We start from the raw sequence: 18,420 nt of genomic DNA, 5'->3' as shown, positions 1-18,420 counted from the left end.
CATTCTCAACTGACACCCGATGAACAACTGACCTCCGGGGTGACTCCAGGCCTGGTCCGCCTCGCCGTCGGCATCGAAGGAATCGACGACATCCTGGCTGACCTACGTGCCGGCTTCGCGGCAGCGACGACGTGACCGTGAGCAGCGAATCGAGCATTGCCCACTCGTCCGACGTAGCACTGCCACCTTCGGATGGGCGGCTCGGCACTGTCCCGATCGGAGACGTGCGGCTGGAGAGCGGCGCCCTCGTTCCAGACGTCCAGTTGGCGGTGCAGCGCTGGGGTGAACTCTCCCCCACGCTGGACAACGTCGTGCTCGTCGAACACGCGCTGACCGGCGACTCGCACGTTGTCGGCAAGCCCGACGGCATCCACCCGCTGCCCGGCTGGTGGGATGGCATGGTCGGGCCGGGAGCGCCGCTGGACACCGACGAATGGTGTGTGATCGCGACGAACGTGCTGGGCGGCTGTATGGGCAGCACCGGGCCCACCACCCTCGCTGCGGACGGAAAAGCCTGGGGCGCACGGTTTCCGGAGATCTCCATCCGTGACCAAGTGACCGCCGAGTCCGCGCTGCTCGACCTGCTCGGCATCGGGCGGCTCGCCGCCGTGGTCGGCGGATCGATGGGCGGCATGCGGGTGCTGGAGTGGATGGTCAGCGCGCCGGAACGGGTCGGCGCGGCCCTGGTGCTCGCGGTCGGCGCTCGCGCCACCGCCGACCAGATCGGCACCCAGACCACCCAGATCGCCGCAATCAAAGCCGATCCGGACTGGCAGGGCGGCGGCTACCACGACACCGGCCGTCCACCGTTGGTCGGGATGGGCATCGCTCGACGCATCGCCCACCTGTCCTACCGCACCGAGGCCGAGCTCGACCATCGGTTCGAGAACAAGCCCCAGGACGACGAGAACCCCTGGAACGGCGGACGTTACGCGGTGCAGAGCTACCTGGACCACCAGGCCGAGAAGCTGTGCAAGCGCTTCGATCCCGCCACCTATGTGCTGCTGACCGAGGCGATGAACCGCCATGACGTCGGCCGCGGACGCGGCGGCGTCGCGACAGCGCTCGCGGCCACACCGGTGCCGTGTGTGGTCGGCGGCGTCGACTCCGATCGGCTGTATCCGCTGCGGACCCAGCAGGAGCTGGCCGATCTGCTGCCCGGCTGCGACGGGCTCGAAATCGTGCACTCGCGCGACGGGCACGACGGTTTTCTCACCGAGGCGGCCGCGGTGTCGAAGCTGCTGACCGAGACTATGCGACTCGCGCGCAGCGGTTTGCGGTCCAAACGCTGAGCCGCCGCCGATTCGGGGGTCCGGTCGCGTCCTGGCACGTCCGAGCGCTGAGCAACCGCCACCTCGGGCGGTTCGGTCGTGTGACAACCCGCGTGAGCCGGCCTCTGGCCTCGTAGCACTGTAAGCCCGGGTCCCGGCTACGCCTGCGAACGTCGGGCGGGCCACGACAAGAGAACGGCTGGGATGTGGTGCGATCGTCGCATCGGCGATCACACCGATCTCGGCGTCAGCGCGCTCGTCACTGTCGGTTGCGGCGACGCAACCGACGGCGAACCCTTGTCCGCTGATGCCGACAGCCCTTCACGTGTGATTCAGGTCACATCATTCTGATGTCACGAAGGGAAGGGCAGCTTGCGTCTGGTGGTCGTCCGCACGGCGGGAACGACCGACACAAAAGAGGCAGCACAACGATGAACGCGACAGCAGCACAGCAGCACGAGGTCCTGGTCCTGGGCGCTGGCTACGCCGGGCTCTCCGCCGCGATCCAGCTCGCGGCCCGCACCAGGAAGCGCGGTGACCTGCGAGTGACGCTGGTCAACCCGTACGACACCTTCACCGAGCGGCTCCGGCTGCATATGACCGCCACCGGCCAGGGAACGGCCGAGATGAACATCCCAGAGTTGCTGGACGGCACCCGGGGCCGGTTTGTCCGCGGCTGGGTCACCGCCGTGGACGCCGAGGCGAAGACCGTCCGGATCGACGACGACAGGGTCCTCCGCTACAACACCCTGGTCTACGGCCTGGGCAGCATCGCGGACACCGTCGCCGTCCCCGGCGTTGCCGACCACGCCTACACCCTCAACAGCCCGCAGGCCGCCGCCCTCCTAGCCGACCGGCTGACCCGGCTCGAGGGTGGGACCGTCGTGGTCGGCGGCAGCGGCCTCACCGGCGTCGAGGCCGCCGCGGAGATCGCCGAGCGCCACCCGCAGCTCCAGGTGGTGCTGCTGGGCCGACAGGAGCCGGGCGCGAGCATGCACCCGAAGGCCAAGGCTTACCTGGACACGGCGCTCGCCCGCCTCGGCGTGTGGGTACGCGGCGGCGTCGAGGTGGTCAAGGTGCTGGCGGACAGCGTCGAACTCGCGGACGGCCCCAGCATCCCGGTGACTGCGGTGCTGTGGACCTGCGGTACCCGTGTCTCGCCGCTGGCCGCCGCCGCGGGCCTGACCGTTGACGAGCGCGGCCGAGTGGTCACCGACAGCGCGCTGCGCTCGGTCTCCCACCCGGACGTCTACGCTGTGGGCGATGCTGCGGCGATCCGTCAGGGCTACGGCGTGTTGCACGGGACCTGCCAGAGCGGCATGCCCACCGGCGTGCACGCGGCCCTCTCGATCCTGCGGGTACTGGCCGGCAAGGAGCCCAAGCCCTTCCGCTTCGGCTACTACCACACCTCCGTCAGCCTGGGCCGCGGCGACGCCGTCGTGCAGTTCACCCACCCCGACGACAGCCCGCGCCGGATCGTGCTGACCGGAAAGGGGGCCGCGAAGTACAAGGAGACGGTCAGCGCCGCGCCGTGGCCGACCTTTGCCCGCATGAAGAAGATGCCCGCCTCGGGCGCCTTCTGGCCGCACGGCGGCGGCTACACTCGGATCAGGAGCGCCAAGTGACCCACCCGCAGGCGGCTGACCCCGACCAGCTCGCCTTCCAGGAGTACCGCACCCTGCTCTTCTCCGTCGCCTACCGCATCCTCGGCTCCGCCGCCGACGCCGAGGACGTGGTCCAGGACGCGTGGCTCAAGTGGTCGGCGGCCGACCGTTCCCAGGTCGCCGACCCCAAGGCCTACCTGACCCGGATCATCTCCAACCTGTCGATGGAGCGGCTGCGTTCGACCCGCCACAAGCGCGAAACCTACGTCGGGCCGTGGCTGCCCGAGCCGATCCTCACCAGCCCGGACTCCGCGGACGGCGTCGCCGCCATGGACTCGGTCTCCATGGCCCTGCTCGTCGTCCTGGAGACGCTCAGCCCCCTGGAACGCGCGGTCTTCGTACTGAAGGAGGTCTTCGCCTTCAATTACGCGGAGATCGCCCAGGCGGTGGAACGCTCGGAGCCGGCCGTCCGGCAGGCCGCGCACCGCGCCCGCGAGCACGTCCAGGCCCGCCGGCCCCGTTTCACCGCGGACCGCGCCCACCAACGCGACGTCACCGAGCGGTTCTTCGCGGCCGCGACGGGCGGCGACATCAACACGCTCATGGAACTGCTCTCCCCGGAGGTGACACTGTGGACCGACGGCGGCGGCAAGGTCCGCCAGGCCCTCAAGCCGATCATCGGCCTGGAGACCGTCTCCGGCTGGTTCGCCGCACTCAGCACCGCGACCTACCAGGGCATCGAGCCCGGGCAGATGCGGGCAGAACTCACCTCGATCAACGGCGACCCCGGGCTGGTCTTCCGCGGCCCGGACCGCGTGGTCGCCACGATGACCTTCGACTTCGACCCGGAAGGCCGCATCTCGACCATCCACAACGTGGCCAACCCCGACAAACTCCACGCCGTCGCCGACGGCACTCGGCACGACATCTTCTGAGTCGCCCGATCGATATCGACGCCCGCCGGAATCCCCGGGAGCGTCTGGTCCCGTTGCCCCAGCACGAGCCTGGCACAGGGCGGATGCGGATGTGGTCGTTCGTGACCCACATCCGCTGATCGGCTTGCCTGCCTTGCCTGTTGCGACAGGCGCCCGATCGTCCTGACCGCCGCCGAGCGGCACCGGAAGGTCATGAGTCAGGACCCTACGCGCGCGCGAAGCGCGTGTTTGGATCATCGACAACGGCTCCTCCCACCGCGGCAAGGCCGCAGCGGATCGCCTTGTCGCCCGCGTTCCCGAACGCCGTGCTGGTCCATACTCCGGTGCACGCCTCCTGACTGAACCAGGTGGAAATCTTGTTCTCCGTTATGCAGCGCAAAGTCGTGGCGCCCAATGACTTCACTGACCTTGCCCAGGTCGGGGACCGGCATCAACACCCGCGGGACTTCCGGCGCCGACCACTTAGCTAAGCGACGCCGAGGGTGTTGATCGTGGCAGCGAGAAACACGATGCTCGAACCGAGCAGGGTCAGCGCGCCGACGTCGAAGGGCTTGCTGCGCACCGCGAGCAGACCGACGCGTGCGGTCGGCAGGCACAGGCGAAACGCCGCAGCCAGCAGCGTCGCACCACCGAAGAACAGGGCTCCGCGCCGCCACCGGTCGGAGGCGACGAACACCACCGCCACCACGATGACCAGCGAGACGACGACCATCGGCAGATGGCAGCGCAGGAATTGCATGGCGAGGCCGCGGTTGGCGGACCGCGGCTCGGCGATGGGCGTGTCGGCGTCGGGCACGCTTCGATTCTTGCAGATGTGGCCGACCTCCCGCCGCCGACGGTGGATTCGCCGTTTCGGCCACAACATGACTGGTGGCGGAACGTTTCGCCGCGGTGGAATCAATCGAGTTCACTAGGATCGATGCCATGACCGCAGCGCGTGACTACGACGACCTACACAGTTTGGTCGACCGGCTCACTCCGGACCAGGCACAGGCACTGCGCGCTGTCGCGCTGCAGTTGGTCGTCAGCGATTCCGCTGAGCAGGGCGCGACGAGCGAGCCGATCGGTGAACAGCGCGGGCGGCTCTCGTTCGAGGGTTCGACGCGCACGGAGCCCGACCTCGTCGTCAGGTCACAGGAAAAAAGATCCTCCGCGCGGAACGTGGGAGGCGAGCCGGGTGATCGCCTGCGTCACAGAGTCCTTGTTGCCCTGCTCGACGACAACGATAAAGATCATCGGCGGTGTCTGGACTTGCTCGAACTGCGCGGCGCGCCGGTGCTCGTCCCCAGTTCGGGTACGCGCGGAGATGTGGTGTTTCGTGCCGACGCGCACTGACCGAGCCGAGGCCGATCAATGATCGAAAACTGGTCTATCGACTCGTGCTGATCCATTTCGGATAGCCGAGCTGGTTCGATGCCCTCGCCGAACGACTCGACGGGACCGAGGCGGCAATCTCGGGCCGCCGCGCTGGTGACTCGCGAACGCGGCTGGACCTGGAGCCGCTGAGTTTGCTCGAAACGTACTGAGTGACATGCGGATCGGCTTCGTCCGGCGGCAGCGGCCTTCGCTTCGTCGAACCGCATCCCGCGAACGACTGCCACCGGTGGGGGAGCATCCGCGGTGTGGCTGCTGGTGATGCCGCCGAGCGGCGAGTCGCCCGCCGCCCGGCGCTCCACGAGCGGATCACACCTCCAGGTCCTCCTCGATGCCCTTGAGGTGATGCCGGGCCAGCGCGAGGTTCGCCCGCGCCCGATCCAAAGCGAGGTAGAGGAACAGGCCGTGGGACTTACGGCCGGTCATCGGGCGGATGATGTGGTACTGGCCGGACAGCGTGATGAGGATGTCCTCGATGCCCTCGTTCAGACCGAGCTGCTCCATGGTGCGCAGTTTGGCGCGTACCACCTCGGTGTTGCCCGTGCACGACGACCCGCGAGATCACGTCGTCGAGCAGTTCGGGAGGGACTGCGGCATCGTGTCGAGCCCACGGCTATCCCAGCACTGAAACCTATCGATCCGGGGCTGACCGATCGGGGAGGCCGGCGACCCGGCCGTGCGAGAACCTGATTGACTGGCTCCCGTGTTCCACTTGATGTTCCACGAGCCGTGCATCCCGCCGAATACCGGCAACGCGATCCGGCTGGTCGCGGGCACGGGATGTCATCTGCATCTGATCGAGCCACTGGGGTTCGACCTGTCGGCGCCGAAACTGCGGCGGGCCGGGCTGGACTACCACGATTTGGCTTCGGTGACGGTGCACGCGAATCTGGCCGCCGCGTGGGAGGCGCTGCGGCCCGAGCGGGTCTACGCATTCACCACGCAGGCCACCACCCGGTTCACCGACGTGGCCTATCGGGACAACGACGTGTTGCTGTTCGGGACCGAACCCACCGGACTGCCCGCGGAAGTGCTCGCCGACCCGCACGTCACCGACCGGCTGCGCATCCCGATGTTGCCGGGCCGGCGCTCGATGAATCTCTCGAACGCGGCGGCGGTGACGGTGTACGAGGCGTGGCGCCAGCTCGGGTTTCCCGGCGGCGTCTAGTTCAGGTGCGAAAAGCGCTGTCCGGTGGTAGGCCAGACAGCGGTCAGTCGTCGATCGCAAACCGTTTGAAGCGCGAGGTCACGCCGGCCACCAGCCGAACCGCAGACTTGGGCACACCATAGTGCACGGCGAGTAATTCGATCGCCGCCTTGTTGGCCTTGCCCTCGACGGCCGGAGCCCGCACGTATAGCCGCAGGCTCCCGTCATCGAGGGTTTCCACCAGCGGGCCCTTACGGCTGTTCGGTGTGATCGTCACGCTCACCACCGTCGGCACCCGCTTCTCCCGAACTGGTCTTCGCGCCGCCCGGGACGCTGGTCGTGGACTCTGCCTCCGGCGCCGGAGCAGGCGCCGACTGTACCGCACCCGACCCGGCCTTCCTACGCCGCGATATCGGCCGCGCGATGGCCCACACCACTGCGGCGATCACCGCGACGAAGCCCAGCCACGGAATCGCTTTGCCGGCGAACACCACCGCGTCCTGCAACCAGTCCACCAAGGAGTTCCAGCCGGTCACCATGCCATCCCAGAAACTGTGCGCGCTGCCGCCGGAGTGCTTCTCGTCGGCGGTGACCTCGATGGTCAACGTAGACAGCGCGATCTGGTCGTCGAGATGACGCTTCTGCGCGGTGAGGCTGTCGAGCTGGCCCTGACGGCTGGACAGCGCCTGCTCGGCATTGAGCAGATCGGCGGTGTTGGTGGCGCTCGCGATGAGTGCGCGCAGCCGGTCGACCGAGACCTGCAGTGCTCTCATCCTGGCGTCCAGGTCTTCCCACTGCATGGTCACGTCGTCGCGGGTGGTGCTGACCCGGGTGATACGCCCGACACTGCCGAGCCCATCGATGAACGCCTCTGCTTTGTCGGCGGGCACCCGCACGGTGAGAGTGGCGCTCGGCCCGCTGTGCGAACCGGGCTCGCGCTTGCCGTCGGTGCCGGGTTGTTCGGTGCGGCTGTCGATCCGGCCGCCCGTCGCACGGACCTGATCGGCGATCGTGCCCGCCGCCTCGATCGGTGCGTCGGCGGTGAGTTCGACGCTGCCGGTGACGACTTCCTTTCGCGCGGAGACGGTCTGCCCGCCGGAGTTGTCGTCCCGTTTCGGCGGCGCTTGTTCGCGCAACCCGGGGGGCGTGGCCGCGGGGGCGGGTGCGGTGGCCATCATCGACGAGCGGTCCGGCGCGGACTTCGTCACCTCGCCTCCGCAGCCGACGAGCAATGTCAACCCCAGCAGGCCGATGCCGAGCACAGCTAGCTTCCTCATGACTCGCACAGTAGCCGGTCGTGCCGTGCGAGCAGGCCCGGATAATCGTTCTCCAGAACGCTTCTCACACTTCTCTCAATCAGCGGAAGTCGCGCGAGGTCGACTGGACCCGCAGATCCATGCGTTGCAGATGTTCGGCGACGACGCTGACCGCGCCTTCGGAATTCTGCACCCGACCGCGGATGAGCAGGGCGGGCGCGCCTTGGGCAAGGCGACGATAGCGGCTCCACAAGCCCACCGAACAGACGACGTTCACCATGCCGGTTTCATCCTCCAGATTGAGGAAGGTGACGCCCGCCGCGGTGGCGGGCCGTTGTCGATGAGTTACCGCGCCGCCCACCAAGACTCGGGAACCGTCGGGGACGCCGAGCAGGCCGGAAGCCGGTATCACGCCGAGGGCGTCGAGCCGAGGGCGCAGGAACTGGGTCGGGTAACTGCCCGGAGAGACGCCCATGGCCCAGACGTCGGCAGCGGCCATTTCCAGATCGCTCATACCGGGGAGTGCCGGCGCGGTAACGGCCGCGCCGGTCCCGGGCAGACGGCCCGGACGCTCGCCCGCGGCGGCGCCCGCCGACCACAGCGCTTCGCGGCGGGTGACGCCGAGACTACCGAGTGCGCCGGCCGTGGCGAGGGACTCCGCCTGGGCGACAGTGAGTTCCACCCGCCCGGTCAGGTCGAGGAAGGACGTGTAGGCCTGCTCGCCCCTGGCGGCGACGATACGTTCGGCGAGGTCGATGCCGATATGACGGACTGTGGCGAGACCGAGACGCACCTCGGCGCCCTTCGCCTCGAGAGTGGGTTCGGCGCGACTGGCGTTGATGTCGGGCCCGTGCACCACGACACCGTGCCTGCGAGCATCGGCAACCAGGGACTGCGGGGAATAGAAGCCCATCGGCTGGGCACGCAGCAGACCCGCGCAGAAGGCGGCGGGATGATGCAACTTGAACCAGGCCGAGTAGAAGACGAGCGAGGCGAAACTCTGCGAATGACTCTCCGGAAAACCGAAATTCGCGAAAGCGTAGAGCTTCTCGTAGATACGATCGGCGACCTCGCCGGTGATGCCGTGCAGTTCGCGCATGCCTCGGTAAAGCCGGTCGCGGAGCCGCTCCATGCGTTCGGGAGACCGTTTGGAGCCCATGGCGCGGCGCAGTTGATCGGCCTCTGCCGCGGTGAATCCGGCGACATCGACAGCCATCTGCATGAGCTGCTCCTGGAACAGCGGCACCCCGAGGGTGCGTTCCAGCGAATTCTTCAGTGCCGGATGGTCGTAGACGATGTCTTCGGTCCCGTTGCGCCTGCGAATGTAGGGGTGCACCGAGCCACCCTGGATGGGACCGGGACGAATCAGCGCCACCTCGACCACCAGGTCGTAGAACCTCTGCGGTTTCAGCCGAGGCAGCGTCGCCATCTGCGCTCGCGACTCGACCTGGAAAACGCCCACCGCGTCCGCACGCGACAGCATCTCGTAGACCTCGGGTTCGGCCAGATCGAGTGCGTGCAGTTCGACAGTCTCGCCTTTGTGCTCGCGCACCATATCGATCATGTAGCGCAGCGCGGAGAGCATGCCGAGGCCGAGCAGATCGAACTTCACCAGGTCGATGGCGGCGCAATCGTCTTTGTCCCATTGCAAGACGCTGCGGCCAGGCATCCGCGCCCACTCCACCGGACAGACGTCGGCGATCGGCCGGTCACAGATCACCATGCCGCCGGAGTGGATACCCAGATGCCGTGGCAGTCCCTCGATGTCGGCAGCCAGCGCCAGCACCTCGGCGGGGATGTCGGCGTCCGGCTCGGAGGCGGCAATTCGCGTCGCCACGGAGCCGCCCGGGAGCGTCGATGCGGCAATACCGCCCCAGTGGCTCACCTGCTTGCTCCACGCGTCCTGCTGGCCGGGCGAAAACCCCAGTGCTCGTGCGGCATCGCGCACCGCGGACTTGCCGCGGTAGGTGATGACGTTGGCCACCTGCGCGGCGTACTCGCGCCCGTACTTGGTATAGACGTGCTGGATCGCCTCTTCACGGCGGTCCGACTCGATGTCGACGTCGATGTCCGGCGGGCCGTCGCGCTCCGGAGAGAGGAAGCGCTCGAACAGCAACCGGTTGCGCACCGGGTCGACGTTGGTGATACCGATCGCGTAGCAGACCGCGGAGTTGGCCGCCGAACCACGGCCCTGGCACAGGATGTCGTTGTCCTGACAGAAGCTGACGATGTCGTGCACCACCAGGAAGTAGCCGGGGAAGCCCAAGGCGTTGATCACCGCAAACTCATGCTCGATCTGCTCATACGCTTCAGGGTTGAGCTCCGGAGGGCCGTAGCGCCGCGCCGCGCCCGCCAGGGTGAGTGCCCGCAACCAGGACTGCTCGTCATGGCCGGGGGGCACGTCGAACGGCGGCAGCCTCGGGGCGATCAACTTCAGGTCGAAGGCGCAGGCACGGGCCAGCGCCGCCGCGTTCGCCACCGCCTGCGGGCAATCGGCGAACAGTCGCGCCATCTCCGCCCCGGAACGCAGATGCGCACCGCCCGCGGGGCCCAGCCAGCCCGCCACCTCGTCCAGGCTCCGCCTGGCCCGGATCGCCGCGAGCGCCATGGCGCGCCTGCGCTGGCGCGGCGCGGCGACATGCGCTCCGGTGCTGGCCAGCACGGGCAGGCCGAGGCGATCGGCCACAGCGACGAGGTGGGCGTTGCGCTCGTCGTCCTCCGGGATGCCGTGGTGGGTCAGTTCCACGCTCACCCGGTCGGCGCCGAAGCGTTCGGTCAGATCGCGCAAGGCGGCCTCCGCGTGAGCGAAACGCGTATTCCCCGTGCGCAAATCGCACTCCAGCGCCTGGCGAAGGTGCCCCTTCCGGCAGCCGGTCAGGATGTGCCAGTGCCCCTCGGCCCCGCGGGTCAGCGCGTCCAGGTCGTAGCGCAGGATGCCCTTCTCCCCCGCGGCCAGGTGGGCGGTCGCGATCGCACGGGACAGTCGGCGGTAGCCTTCCTGGCCGCGGGCCAGCACCAGCAGGTGCGGACCAGCCGGGTCCGGCGCCCCGGTGCGCGGCGCCGAGTCGGGTGCGGCGGCGTGCCCGCGCTCCGTCGCGGACGCGCGCGGTGCGAGGTGGGCGCCGAGTGACAGTTCGGCGCCGAAGACCGTGGGCATCCCCCACTCCTTGGCCGCTTCGGCAAAGCGGACCGTGCCGTAGAAGCCGTCGTGGTCGGTCAGCGCGATCGCCTCCAAGCCGAGCCGCACCGCCTCCTCCACCAATTCCTCCGGCTGACTCGCACCGTCCAGGAAGCTGTAGGCCGAATGCGTGTGCAGTTCCGCATACGGCACCGGCGCTTCGTCGGGGCGCCGCACCGGATCAGGCCGGTACGCTCCGCGCTTGCGTGACCATGCCGGACTGTCACCGCCGTCGCCGGGATACATCGCCTCCGGATTCGTCCGTCCCGGCCGCCCCGACAGCACCCGCTCCATCTCCGCCCAACTCGGCGGCCCGTTGCTCCAACCCACACCACACCTCCTAAAATCGAACATACATTCGATATAGTAGTTGCGTGTCAAGGTTCCCGGCAGGGTCGCTCGGCTTACGCACCGAGTTCGCGTGACGATGAACCGCGCCCCTGGTACCAGTGACCCGGCAGCGAGCGCCGGTCGCTGTGATGTGGTCGGGGTTCGTCCCCTGCTGGTAGAGGAACGCAGCTCTGCCCACTTGGGTCGAGAGTTGCCGGGAGTACGCCGTCGACGCGGATCTCGCCGGAATGCGAGCGCACCGCGCCGCCCGAAGATGATGCGGCACAACCCGACACAACAGGATCTAGGGCGCTTTTCGGCGGGATTCGGTCTTGTTCTTCGCATCTGCTCGTCGACCCTGCTCCTTCGGAACGAATCGGACGATGTCGGCACGCGAGGCGATCTGCAACTTCTGGAGTACCGTCGCAACTTGTGCGTCGATGGTCCGGCGCGATGTGCCACGCCGGGCGGCGATCGCCGAATTCGTCCACCCCTGGGCTGCCAGCATCGCGACATCCTGCTCGGCGAGGGTCAGGGCGAGCCAGTCTGCGTGCTCGGCGCCCATACCGCCGACCGGCTTGGGACGCGTTCCTATCGCCAGTGTGCCCATGGCCAGGTGCTGAACCTCATTCAACTCTGGTCGCAGCGCCGATCCTCGCGCTTCGGCGGCAGCGTATGCCTGCGGGCCGAGCACGTTCTCGGCTGCCTGGACAGCTTCGGCGGCGAGATCTGCGAATGGCCCGAGCTGATCGATGTCCACACCGAGCCCGGCGCGAAGCGTCCGGGTACCGCCTGCGAGTACAGCGATTTCGGTCGCCGTTGCCGTGGCCGCGCGCCGATCGGCCGGACCGCTCGCGGGTTCGGTGAGGATTCGCGCCAGTGACCACGCGCGAAATTCGACCGCCCACAGTGCACCCCACTGTTCACGGGTCGGCACCAGATTCGCCAGCACCGAGCGCTGAATTGCGAGGGCCTCGGCGGCCTTCCCCAGCCTCGTCAAGGCGATCGACCACGTCAGTTGCGCCCAGAATCTGGTCCAGGTCGATCCCGCGGCCGTGGCGCGTTCCAGGTATCGCCAGGCCAGGTCGCGCGCTTGCGCGGGGGGACCGAGAAGTCCCGCCGCGAGTGCCGCGAACTGTTCACTCGGGACAGCCCCCGACATGCTGCCCGCATGATCGAACTTCTCGCGGGCGCGTTCCAGTACGGTGACGGCAACCGGGTCCTTACGGACCACCATGAGTTCGACGCCCAGGGCGAAGTCCACGACAGCGGGCAGACCGAGGTCCTGCTCAGGCGCCTCGCGCCAATCGTGTCCCGGATCGGATAGACATCCCTGGACACACTCCTCGAGCAGCTGTTCCGCATCCTCGATTTGACCCACGCACAACATGATCCACACCAGCAAAGCCATCGCCGTCACCTGTAGGTCGCCTGGCTGTGGCGAACGCGCACAGGTTGCGGCCAGTGCCCGCTCGGTCCACAGGCGGATCTCCCGGAACGAGCCCGTGACGAATGGCAGCCGCAGGACCAGCAGGCCCACACAGATTTCCAGGCCACGGCGGGCGCTGCCGGCGGGCGTGAGGCTGTGCTCGATCGCGGTGATGATGTTGTTCCACGCAGCGGATGCCCAGTCGATCAGGTCCCCTTCCGCTGGGCCGAAGTACCTCGCCGCCGCAAGCAGGATTTTGTCGCGATAGTAGACGCAATGACGTTCGGCCAGCCAGGCGGCCTCGGCTATTCCCCCGGCCGATCGCTCACTCAACTTCTGCTGCGCGTACACGCGAAGATTCTCTGACAGCGAATAACGGACGGTGGTCGTCGTGAGATGCCGGGACACCAACGATTGGTCGGCCAGTCGCCCCAACAGATCTTCGATCTCGTCCGGGACGAGACCGATTCCGCCCTCGGCAACGTCGGGACCACCGCTGCGGCTCGGGCCGGCGCAGATGACTCGGATCGCGTCCAAGTCGGCGCCGACGGCGGGCACCGTTGCGTTCGCAACGTCCGCGCCGGTGTCATAGCCTCCGGCGAATACCGACATCCGATCGAAGAGCAGTTTCTCCTTCTCCTGACACAAGTTATAGGACCAGCTGAGGACGTCGTTGATACTGCGATGGCGCTCTTCACCACCGAGCGTCGGTCCGGATGCCCAGTCCAACCGGCGGTCGCCCGGCAGAGTTCCACCAAGTTGCCCCAAGATCATCGCCAGCGGCTGGCGCACCAGGTGACCGGCCGCCAGACGAATGAACAGCGGATGATGATCCATGCGCTGACAGATCCGGGCAGCCAGGGCCGCCTGCTCTGGACCGGTGATCGGGTGCCCGGTCAACTCAGCCCGATACCGGAACAAACTCAGTGCCTGGTGCGGCGGCAAGGGAGGCACCGCGAAAAGGCGTTCGTCGACCCAGCCGATGGCCTCGCGACTGGTTGCCACTATGCACAATTCCGGTATCGCGTCGAGCATTCGAGCGATCACCCTGCCGACCTCGGGCAACACGTGCTCGCAGTTGTCCACGACCAGCACAGTCTTGACGGCCTTGCCCCTGGCATCGAACTTGGCAAGGGCGGTGACCAGCGCCTCCCACATCGAGCGGCCCGAGTAATCGGTCGTGACAACCGACCTCGTGATTTCCTCCTCCACCGCCGCTGCGCTGCTGTCGGCGGCCAAACGGGCGAGCCGGACCCAATGCACCGTGGTGCGGCGCGCTGTCTCGAGCAGTCGTGATGCCTGTGCAGCCAGCCGGGTCTTCCCGATGCCGCCGGGGCCGATCAATGTCACCAATCGGGTCTGGCGCAGCAGCAACGTGATGATCGTATCCAACTCGTTCTCGCGCCCCACGAAGTCATCCGATGGCGCTGTCACGTCGTGCTCGTCGTGATAGCCCGCAGCCATACCTCTGACGATATCGGCTCACCCGAGTATCGCGACTCGAACCTTCAGGTAGGGATTGCCGAGACGCCGGCCGTTCGCCGAAGCGCATCCCGTGATCGAACTTTTGGCCGCACAACGACACTCAGGCCACCGGCTCCTGCGACGTACCGATGTGGAACGCGATACCTAAGCAATCACTCTGTGTGCGTCGACGCGACCGAGAGCGAGCCGGCAGGGAGGTGGGCGAGCGTGGTGTGTTGTCTGTTGCTCGGCGGGCTGATGTTGCTCGGGCCCGAGGCGGCGCGGTGGTGGCGAGCGCTGCGACGACCCGCCGGCTCTCGAACACATCACGTGGTGGTTTCCGAGGTCGGCACTGCTCGCCACCTGGTCGTGTCGACCAGCTCGCCGACAGCGCTGGAGACACGATGACGACGACCGACTTGGTTCCATCGACCCGGCTGCGGGGCCGGTCGACCGCGCGTTGGTTCAGGCGCACTGTGGCCATCGTCGCTGTCGCGTGGGTGGTCGCGGCAGCCGGTCCGGCGCTGTCGGGGTTGTCCGGTCCGTGGCATGCATTCGGCGCCGGGCTGATCGTTCCCGGTGCCGGGCTGATCGTCGCGGTGCCGCCACTGGATCATTCGTTCGGTCCGGCGATGATTGCCGGACATGGTGCGCTGATCGGCGCAGAGATCGTTATCGCAGGGTGGGCGCTGCGCCGATATCTGGTGAGGGTGGGTATCGGTGTCGCCGTAGCCGGCGCTCTGCTGGCCGCGGGGATCCTGATCCTGCCGGCGGCCGTTGTGGTCGCTGGGCATGTGATTGCTTTTGTCGGCGTTCTCATCGCGTCCGGGTGGGCGTTCATGTTCCGGTGTATCGCACGGTCGGATTACGTGACCCTGCCTGTCATTGTGGTCGCTGCCGCGGCGACCGGCGCGGCTCTCGCGGCCCACCACGGTGACATGATCGGCCCATTTCACTGGTTTTCGTGGGCTGCGCTCGCGATCGCTGTGGTGTCAACCGGTTCCGTGATCATCCGTGAGCGGATTCGCCACCGCGCCGCCCAGCGTGTCGGAGCCGAACGCGCACAGTTTCTCCGCCAGCGACCCACCGCGACACGCACAAACCCGGTCGCGTTGCGGCGCTCGGCCGAAATTCCTGTTGTCTCGGAGGCGAATGCCGAACAACTCGCTTTGCTCCGGCACCTGCTCAGCATCGCCATGCAGCCACGCGGCGAGTGGAACGGCTTCGACAGCGAAGGGCCCGGACCACTACAACAATACCGCTATCAGCTCAACGCGCTGGGCTGGGCACTGTCGATGTACACCTATTCGCACACGCCGGCGCTGCGTGGACCGCTGCACACTGCGCAGTTGAACCTGTTCGACCGCATGCAGGACCGTGCGGTCTGGGGATACTGGTACTGGCAAAACCTGCTGGGTAACTGGGACTTCCACCACCGCCGGTCCGACCCGATCGATGTGCGGCAGAACATCATGTTCACCGGATACCTCAACCTACAGTTGGGTATGTTCGAACAGGCCACCGGCGATCTACACTTCCGCACCGAGGGGGCTTTGGAATTCCAGTGGTCGCAGCACCGGTCGAGCACCTACGACCGGGACATGATCAATGCGATCGTTGTTCGGAACTTCGGTGGCGAACTGTGTCTGTGGCCGTGTGAACCACTTCCGCTCGGGCGGTCGCGTACCAGGGGACTCGTGTTCCCGTACTGCAACGCCGTCAGCGCGGCCGGTGTCGCCGTGCTGGACGCGTTGTGCGGCACCAGCCACGCAGCGAAGATCGCGCCTCGGCTGCGACGCGCGCTCGATACCGAATTCACCGCGGCGGACGGCGATATCGTCAGCTTCCTCGTCTCCGGACTGGGACTGACCGCGCGTGGCTTCCGAGGACCGACAACAACCGCGGGAATTGCGGCGTTCCTGGCACCGGTGCTGCCCGAACTCGCCTGGCGTGCGTGGGAAATCCTGCGCCGGGACTGGTTGGAGACCGGTCGCTACCTACAGCCCAACTCAGCCGGTACCGAATCTCCGACCGCCGAGGACTGGGGTTCGCGGGCACCGACGAACGCGGAGTCGCTCGCCGCGGCCATGCTTCTCGCCCAGGAGTGTGGCGAGCAGGACTGGCAGGCAGAGTTGTGGCGTGCGGCCGTTGACCAATTGTGCTTCACCGAATACGAAAACGGCCCAGGCGTCAAAAGATTCAAGGCCGCGTCGGTACACGCCAACGGGATGCTCGGCTTGGGCAGTCTGGGTCGCCCGTCGGCGCTGACAGACATGATGTCGATGACGCGGCCACCCGCATGGAACAGCGGGCCGCGCATCGCGGCGATCCCGCACCCGGATGTCATGGTGGCACTGGCCGTCACCGACGGCGCCGGCCTGGACGCCGTCCTGCGGCCAGGTCTGCGGCCCGGCCGATTCGCTCTGGTTCTGGACCAGCTACAACCAGGACGAACATATGCCGCACACGGCACCCGCGAGCAACGCGTCTGCGCCGACGAACGCGGCATCGCCCACATCGTCATCGACCTGCACGACAGGACTGCGATCGAACTGAGGCCGGAATGACCAACTCACCGATCAACACCGGCGGGCCCCGCGTGGCACTGTATTCGCCTGCGTTCGCCGCCGATCCACCCGGTTTCTATCAGCAGATGCGCGAATCCTACGGCTCGCTGGTTCCAGTCGAACTGGCCCCGGAGGTGCCCGCGACTTTGGTAATCGGTTATCGGACCGCAGCGCGCATACTTCACGACCCGGCCCGATTCCCGGCCGATCCCCGCGCCTGGCAGCAGAACATTCCCGCAGATTGCCCGGTGCGACCGATGCTGGAGTGGCGGCCCAATGCCATCCGCAGTACGGGTGTCGAGCACCTTCGCTACCGGCAGGCCAACGTCGCTGCCATCGCAGCCGTCGATCTGCACGGGTTGCACAACGTCGTCGAAGATATCGCCATTCCGCTGATCCACACCTTTTCCGAGAACGGGTCGGCCGACCTCCTCAGGCAGTACGCGACCCCACTGGCCTTTCAAGTCATCAATGCCATGCTCGGTTGCACACCGGAGATCGGGCAGCGGGTCGCAGCCGGCATCATCGCGATGTTCGAAGGTAATGACGCCGCCCGCGGTAACGGCATGCTGATCGAGGCGCTAACCGAATTGGTTGCTCACAAACATGCCGAACCCGGTGCCGACATCACGACACGGCTGCTGCGGCATCCTGCCGCATTGAGCGACCGCGAAATCGTAGAACAGCTGGTCCCGCTCTACGGTGCCGGCGTCGAACCGACCGTCAACCTCATCGCCAATGCCCTACTGGCGGTTCTCATCGATGAGACGTTCGCCGGCGGCATCCTAGGCGGCAGTCTGTCGACCCGCGATGCCTTGGACAAGGTACTCTTCACCGATCCTCCCATCGCGAACTTCTGCATGACCTATCCGCGGCAACCAATCCTGATCGACGATATTTGGCTTCCTGCGCACCAGCCGGTGGTCATCAGTATCAGCGCGTGCAACACCGACCCCACGGTCGGCGCCACCGACCACAGTGGCAACCGCGCTCACCTCGCCTGGGGCGCCGGGCCACACGCGTGTCCCGCACAGCAGGCCGCATACCTCATAGCCCAAGATGGACTCGATCAACTTCTCGACGCGCTACCGGAGATCCAGCTCGCCGTCGCGCCCGACGCGCTGACCTGGCGGCCTGGCCCCTTCCACCGAGCGCTGGCAGCTCTGCCGGTCGTTTTCCCGCCGTCACAGCGTTTCGAACTCCGGCAACCCTCCGAGGCCGATGCGCGGTCGTCACCAGGCGCCTCCGACTGACCCATTCGCATCCTGCCGAGGTCGACGCAAGCCGGAGCGGTGCGGGGAGATCACGAGTTCGCGAGCGGCGACAGGGAACAGGCGAGCAGAGCAGCTTCGATACTTCGGAGCCGACTCCGAATAAGAGCGCCGTAGGCGTCGGCGGCAAGGACATCGAGATGTCCGCGAGCGATCGCCAGTTGCATCCGGGCCACCTCGAACTCGCCGACGCGCCGATGACTGTCGGCCAGGTTCAGATACAGCGAAGGAAGAAAACCTCGCAGTCCTTCGTCGAGCGGGATACCGGCGCCGAACACCGCCGCGAGTGCGCACTGATCCCAGCGCAGCGCGTCGGCGGCCTCGGCCTGCAGGTCGGCCAGGTAGTGCGCGATCAGGCAGCGGTGCAACGCGTCCGCATGATCACCGGTTTCGTGCCATAGCTTTTCCAGCACCTGCCGCGCCGCGATCTGGTCAACGCCACCGAGCCGCACCGCGGCAAAAACCTCCGCCATCCGATCGTCCGCCATGCGCCGAGTATCGCACATATGTTCGATAGATTTCGAGACCCGTTCGACTCGGATTCCCACCCGCCGCAAACCTCGCGCACGACGTATCCCGAACTCGCCAACCGCA

General features: G+C 67.1%; 14 protein-coding genes and 1 pseudogene. 8 read left to right on the top strand and 7 right to left on the bottom strand.

The window, feature by feature from the left end:
• From AB0C34_RS30760 to AB0C34_RS30745, 4 genes are all read left to right on the top strand, one after another.
• Positions 1-135 (top strand): PLP-dependent transferase (locus tag AB0C34_RS30760; protein WP_357080732.1); only part of this gene is annotated, 135 nt, incomplete at its 5' end.
• A complete protein-coding gene (locus AB0C34_RS30755; RefSeq protein WP_357080715.1) occupies positions 132-1,292 on the top strand; it encodes a homoserine O-acetyltransferase in 1,161 nt (386 codons plus the stop codon). The genes AB0C34_RS30760 and AB0C34_RS30755, both read left to right, overlap by 4 nt.
• A gap of 410 nt (positions 1,293-1,702) precedes the next feature.
• On the top strand, positions 1,703-2,896 hold the full coding sequence (locus tag AB0C34_RS30750; RefSeq protein ID WP_357080712.1) for an FAD-dependent oxidoreductase: 1,194 nt from the start codon (positions 1,703-1,705) through the stop codon (positions 2,894-2,896).
• Entirely contained in the window at positions 2,893-3,810 is a 918-nt protein-coding gene (locus AB0C34_RS30745; protein WP_357080710.1) for an RNA polymerase sigma-70 factor, read from the top strand. Before AB0C34_RS30750 ends, AB0C34_RS30745 begins: the two co-directional genes overlap by 4 nt.
• Before the next feature lie 466 nt (positions 3,811-4,276).
• Here AB0C34_RS30745 and AB0C34_RS30740 read toward each other — a convergent pair whose 3' ends face one another.
• Entirely contained in the window at positions 4,277-4,549 is a 273-nt protein-coding gene (locus AB0C34_RS30740; RefSeq protein WP_357080729.1) for a DUF3017 domain-containing protein, read from the bottom strand.
• 185 nt (positions 4,550-4,734) lie between these two features.
• Here AB0C34_RS30740 and AB0C34_RS30735 point away from each other — a divergent pair, with 185 nt between their 5' ends.
• Positions 4,735-5,145 carry a hypothetical protein gene (locus AB0C34_RS30735; protein WP_357080707.1) on the top strand — a complete coding sequence of 137 codons (411 nt, stop codon included), beginning with the start codon at positions 4,735-4,737 and terminating at the stop codon, positions 5,143-5,145.
• Positions 5,146-5,493: 348 nt separating this feature from the next.
• Here AB0C34_RS30735 and AB0C34_RS30730 read toward each other — a convergent pair.
• Positions 5,494-5,819 (bottom strand): annotated as a pseudogene (locus AB0C34_RS30730) (hypothetical protein).
• 68 nt (positions 5,820-5,887) lie between these two features.
• Here AB0C34_RS30730 and AB0C34_RS30725 point away from each other — a divergent pair.
• The gene (locus tag AB0C34_RS30725) at positions 5,888-6,352 is read left to right on the top strand and encodes a tRNA (cytidine(34)-2'-O)-methyltransferase (protein ID WP_357080704.1); all 465 of its coding nucleotides are present in this window, start codon (positions 5,888-5,890) and stop codon (positions 6,350-6,352) included.
• Positions 6,353-6,395: 43 nt separating this feature from the next.
• Here AB0C34_RS30725 and AB0C34_RS30720 read toward each other — a convergent pair whose 3' ends face one another.
• The 4 genes from AB0C34_RS30720 to AB0C34_RS30705 all read right to left on the bottom strand — a co-directional run bounded on the left by AB0C34_RS30720 (position 6,396) and on the right by AB0C34_RS30705 (position 13,988).
• On the bottom strand, positions 6,396-6,626 hold the full coding sequence (locus AB0C34_RS30720; RefSeq protein WP_357080701.1) for a DUF167 domain-containing protein: 231 nt from the start codon (positions 6,624-6,626) through the stop codon (positions 6,396-6,398).
• Positions 6,583-7,608, bottom strand: a complete 1,026-nt coding sequence (locus tag AB0C34_RS30715) for a DUF4349 domain-containing protein (protein WP_357080699.1) — start codon at positions 7,606-7,608, stop codon at positions 6,583-6,585. The genes AB0C34_RS30720 and AB0C34_RS30715 overlap by 44 nt, the downstream gene beginning before the upstream one ends.
• Positions 7,609-7,687: 79 nt before the next feature.
• On the bottom strand, positions 7,688-11,095 hold the full coding sequence (locus tag AB0C34_RS30710; protein WP_357080696.1) for an error-prone DNA polymerase: 3,408 nt from the start codon (positions 11,093-11,095) through the stop codon (positions 7,688-7,690).
• A gap of 304 nt (positions 11,096-11,399) precedes the next feature.
• Positions 11,400-13,988: an AAA family ATPase gene (locus AB0C34_RS30705; RefSeq protein ID WP_357080693.1), complete on the bottom strand. Its 2,589-nt coding sequence runs from the start codon at positions 13,986-13,988 to the stop codon at positions 11,400-11,402.
• A gap of 404 nt (positions 13,989-14,392) precedes the next feature.
• Between AB0C34_RS30705 and AB0C34_RS30700 the strand changes: the two genes are divergently transcribed.
• Together AB0C34_RS30700 and AB0C34_RS30695 are read left to right on the top strand one after the other, a co-directional pair.
• A complete protein-coding gene (locus tag AB0C34_RS30700; RefSeq protein WP_357080690.1) occupies positions 14,393-16,555 on the top strand; it encodes a hypothetical protein in 2,163 nt (720 codons plus the stop codon).
• Entirely contained in the window at positions 16,552-17,808 is a 1,257-nt protein-coding gene (locus AB0C34_RS30695) for a cytochrome P450 (protein ID WP_357080688.1), read from the top strand. Before AB0C34_RS30700 ends, AB0C34_RS30695 begins: the two co-directional genes overlap by 4 nt.
• 50 nt (positions 17,809-17,858) lie before the next feature.
• Here AB0C34_RS30695 and AB0C34_RS30690 read toward each other — a convergent pair whose 3' ends face one another.
• Positions 17,859-18,314 (bottom strand): hypothetical protein, encoded by a 456-nt coding sequence (locus AB0C34_RS30690; RefSeq protein WP_357080685.1) that lies wholly within the window; start codon positions 18,312-18,314, stop codon positions 17,859-17,861.
• Positions 18,315-18,420: the final 106 nt, after the last annotated feature.

The sequence above is a fragment of the Nocardia sp. NPDC049220 genome (genome assembly GCF_040647855.1).
Lineage (GTDB): Bacteria > Actinomycetota > Actinomycetes > Mycobacteriales > Mycobacteriaceae > Nocardia.
The sequence above is the reverse complement of the archived record's forward strand: the minus strand, read 5'-3'. Positions and strand labels throughout refer to the sequence as shown.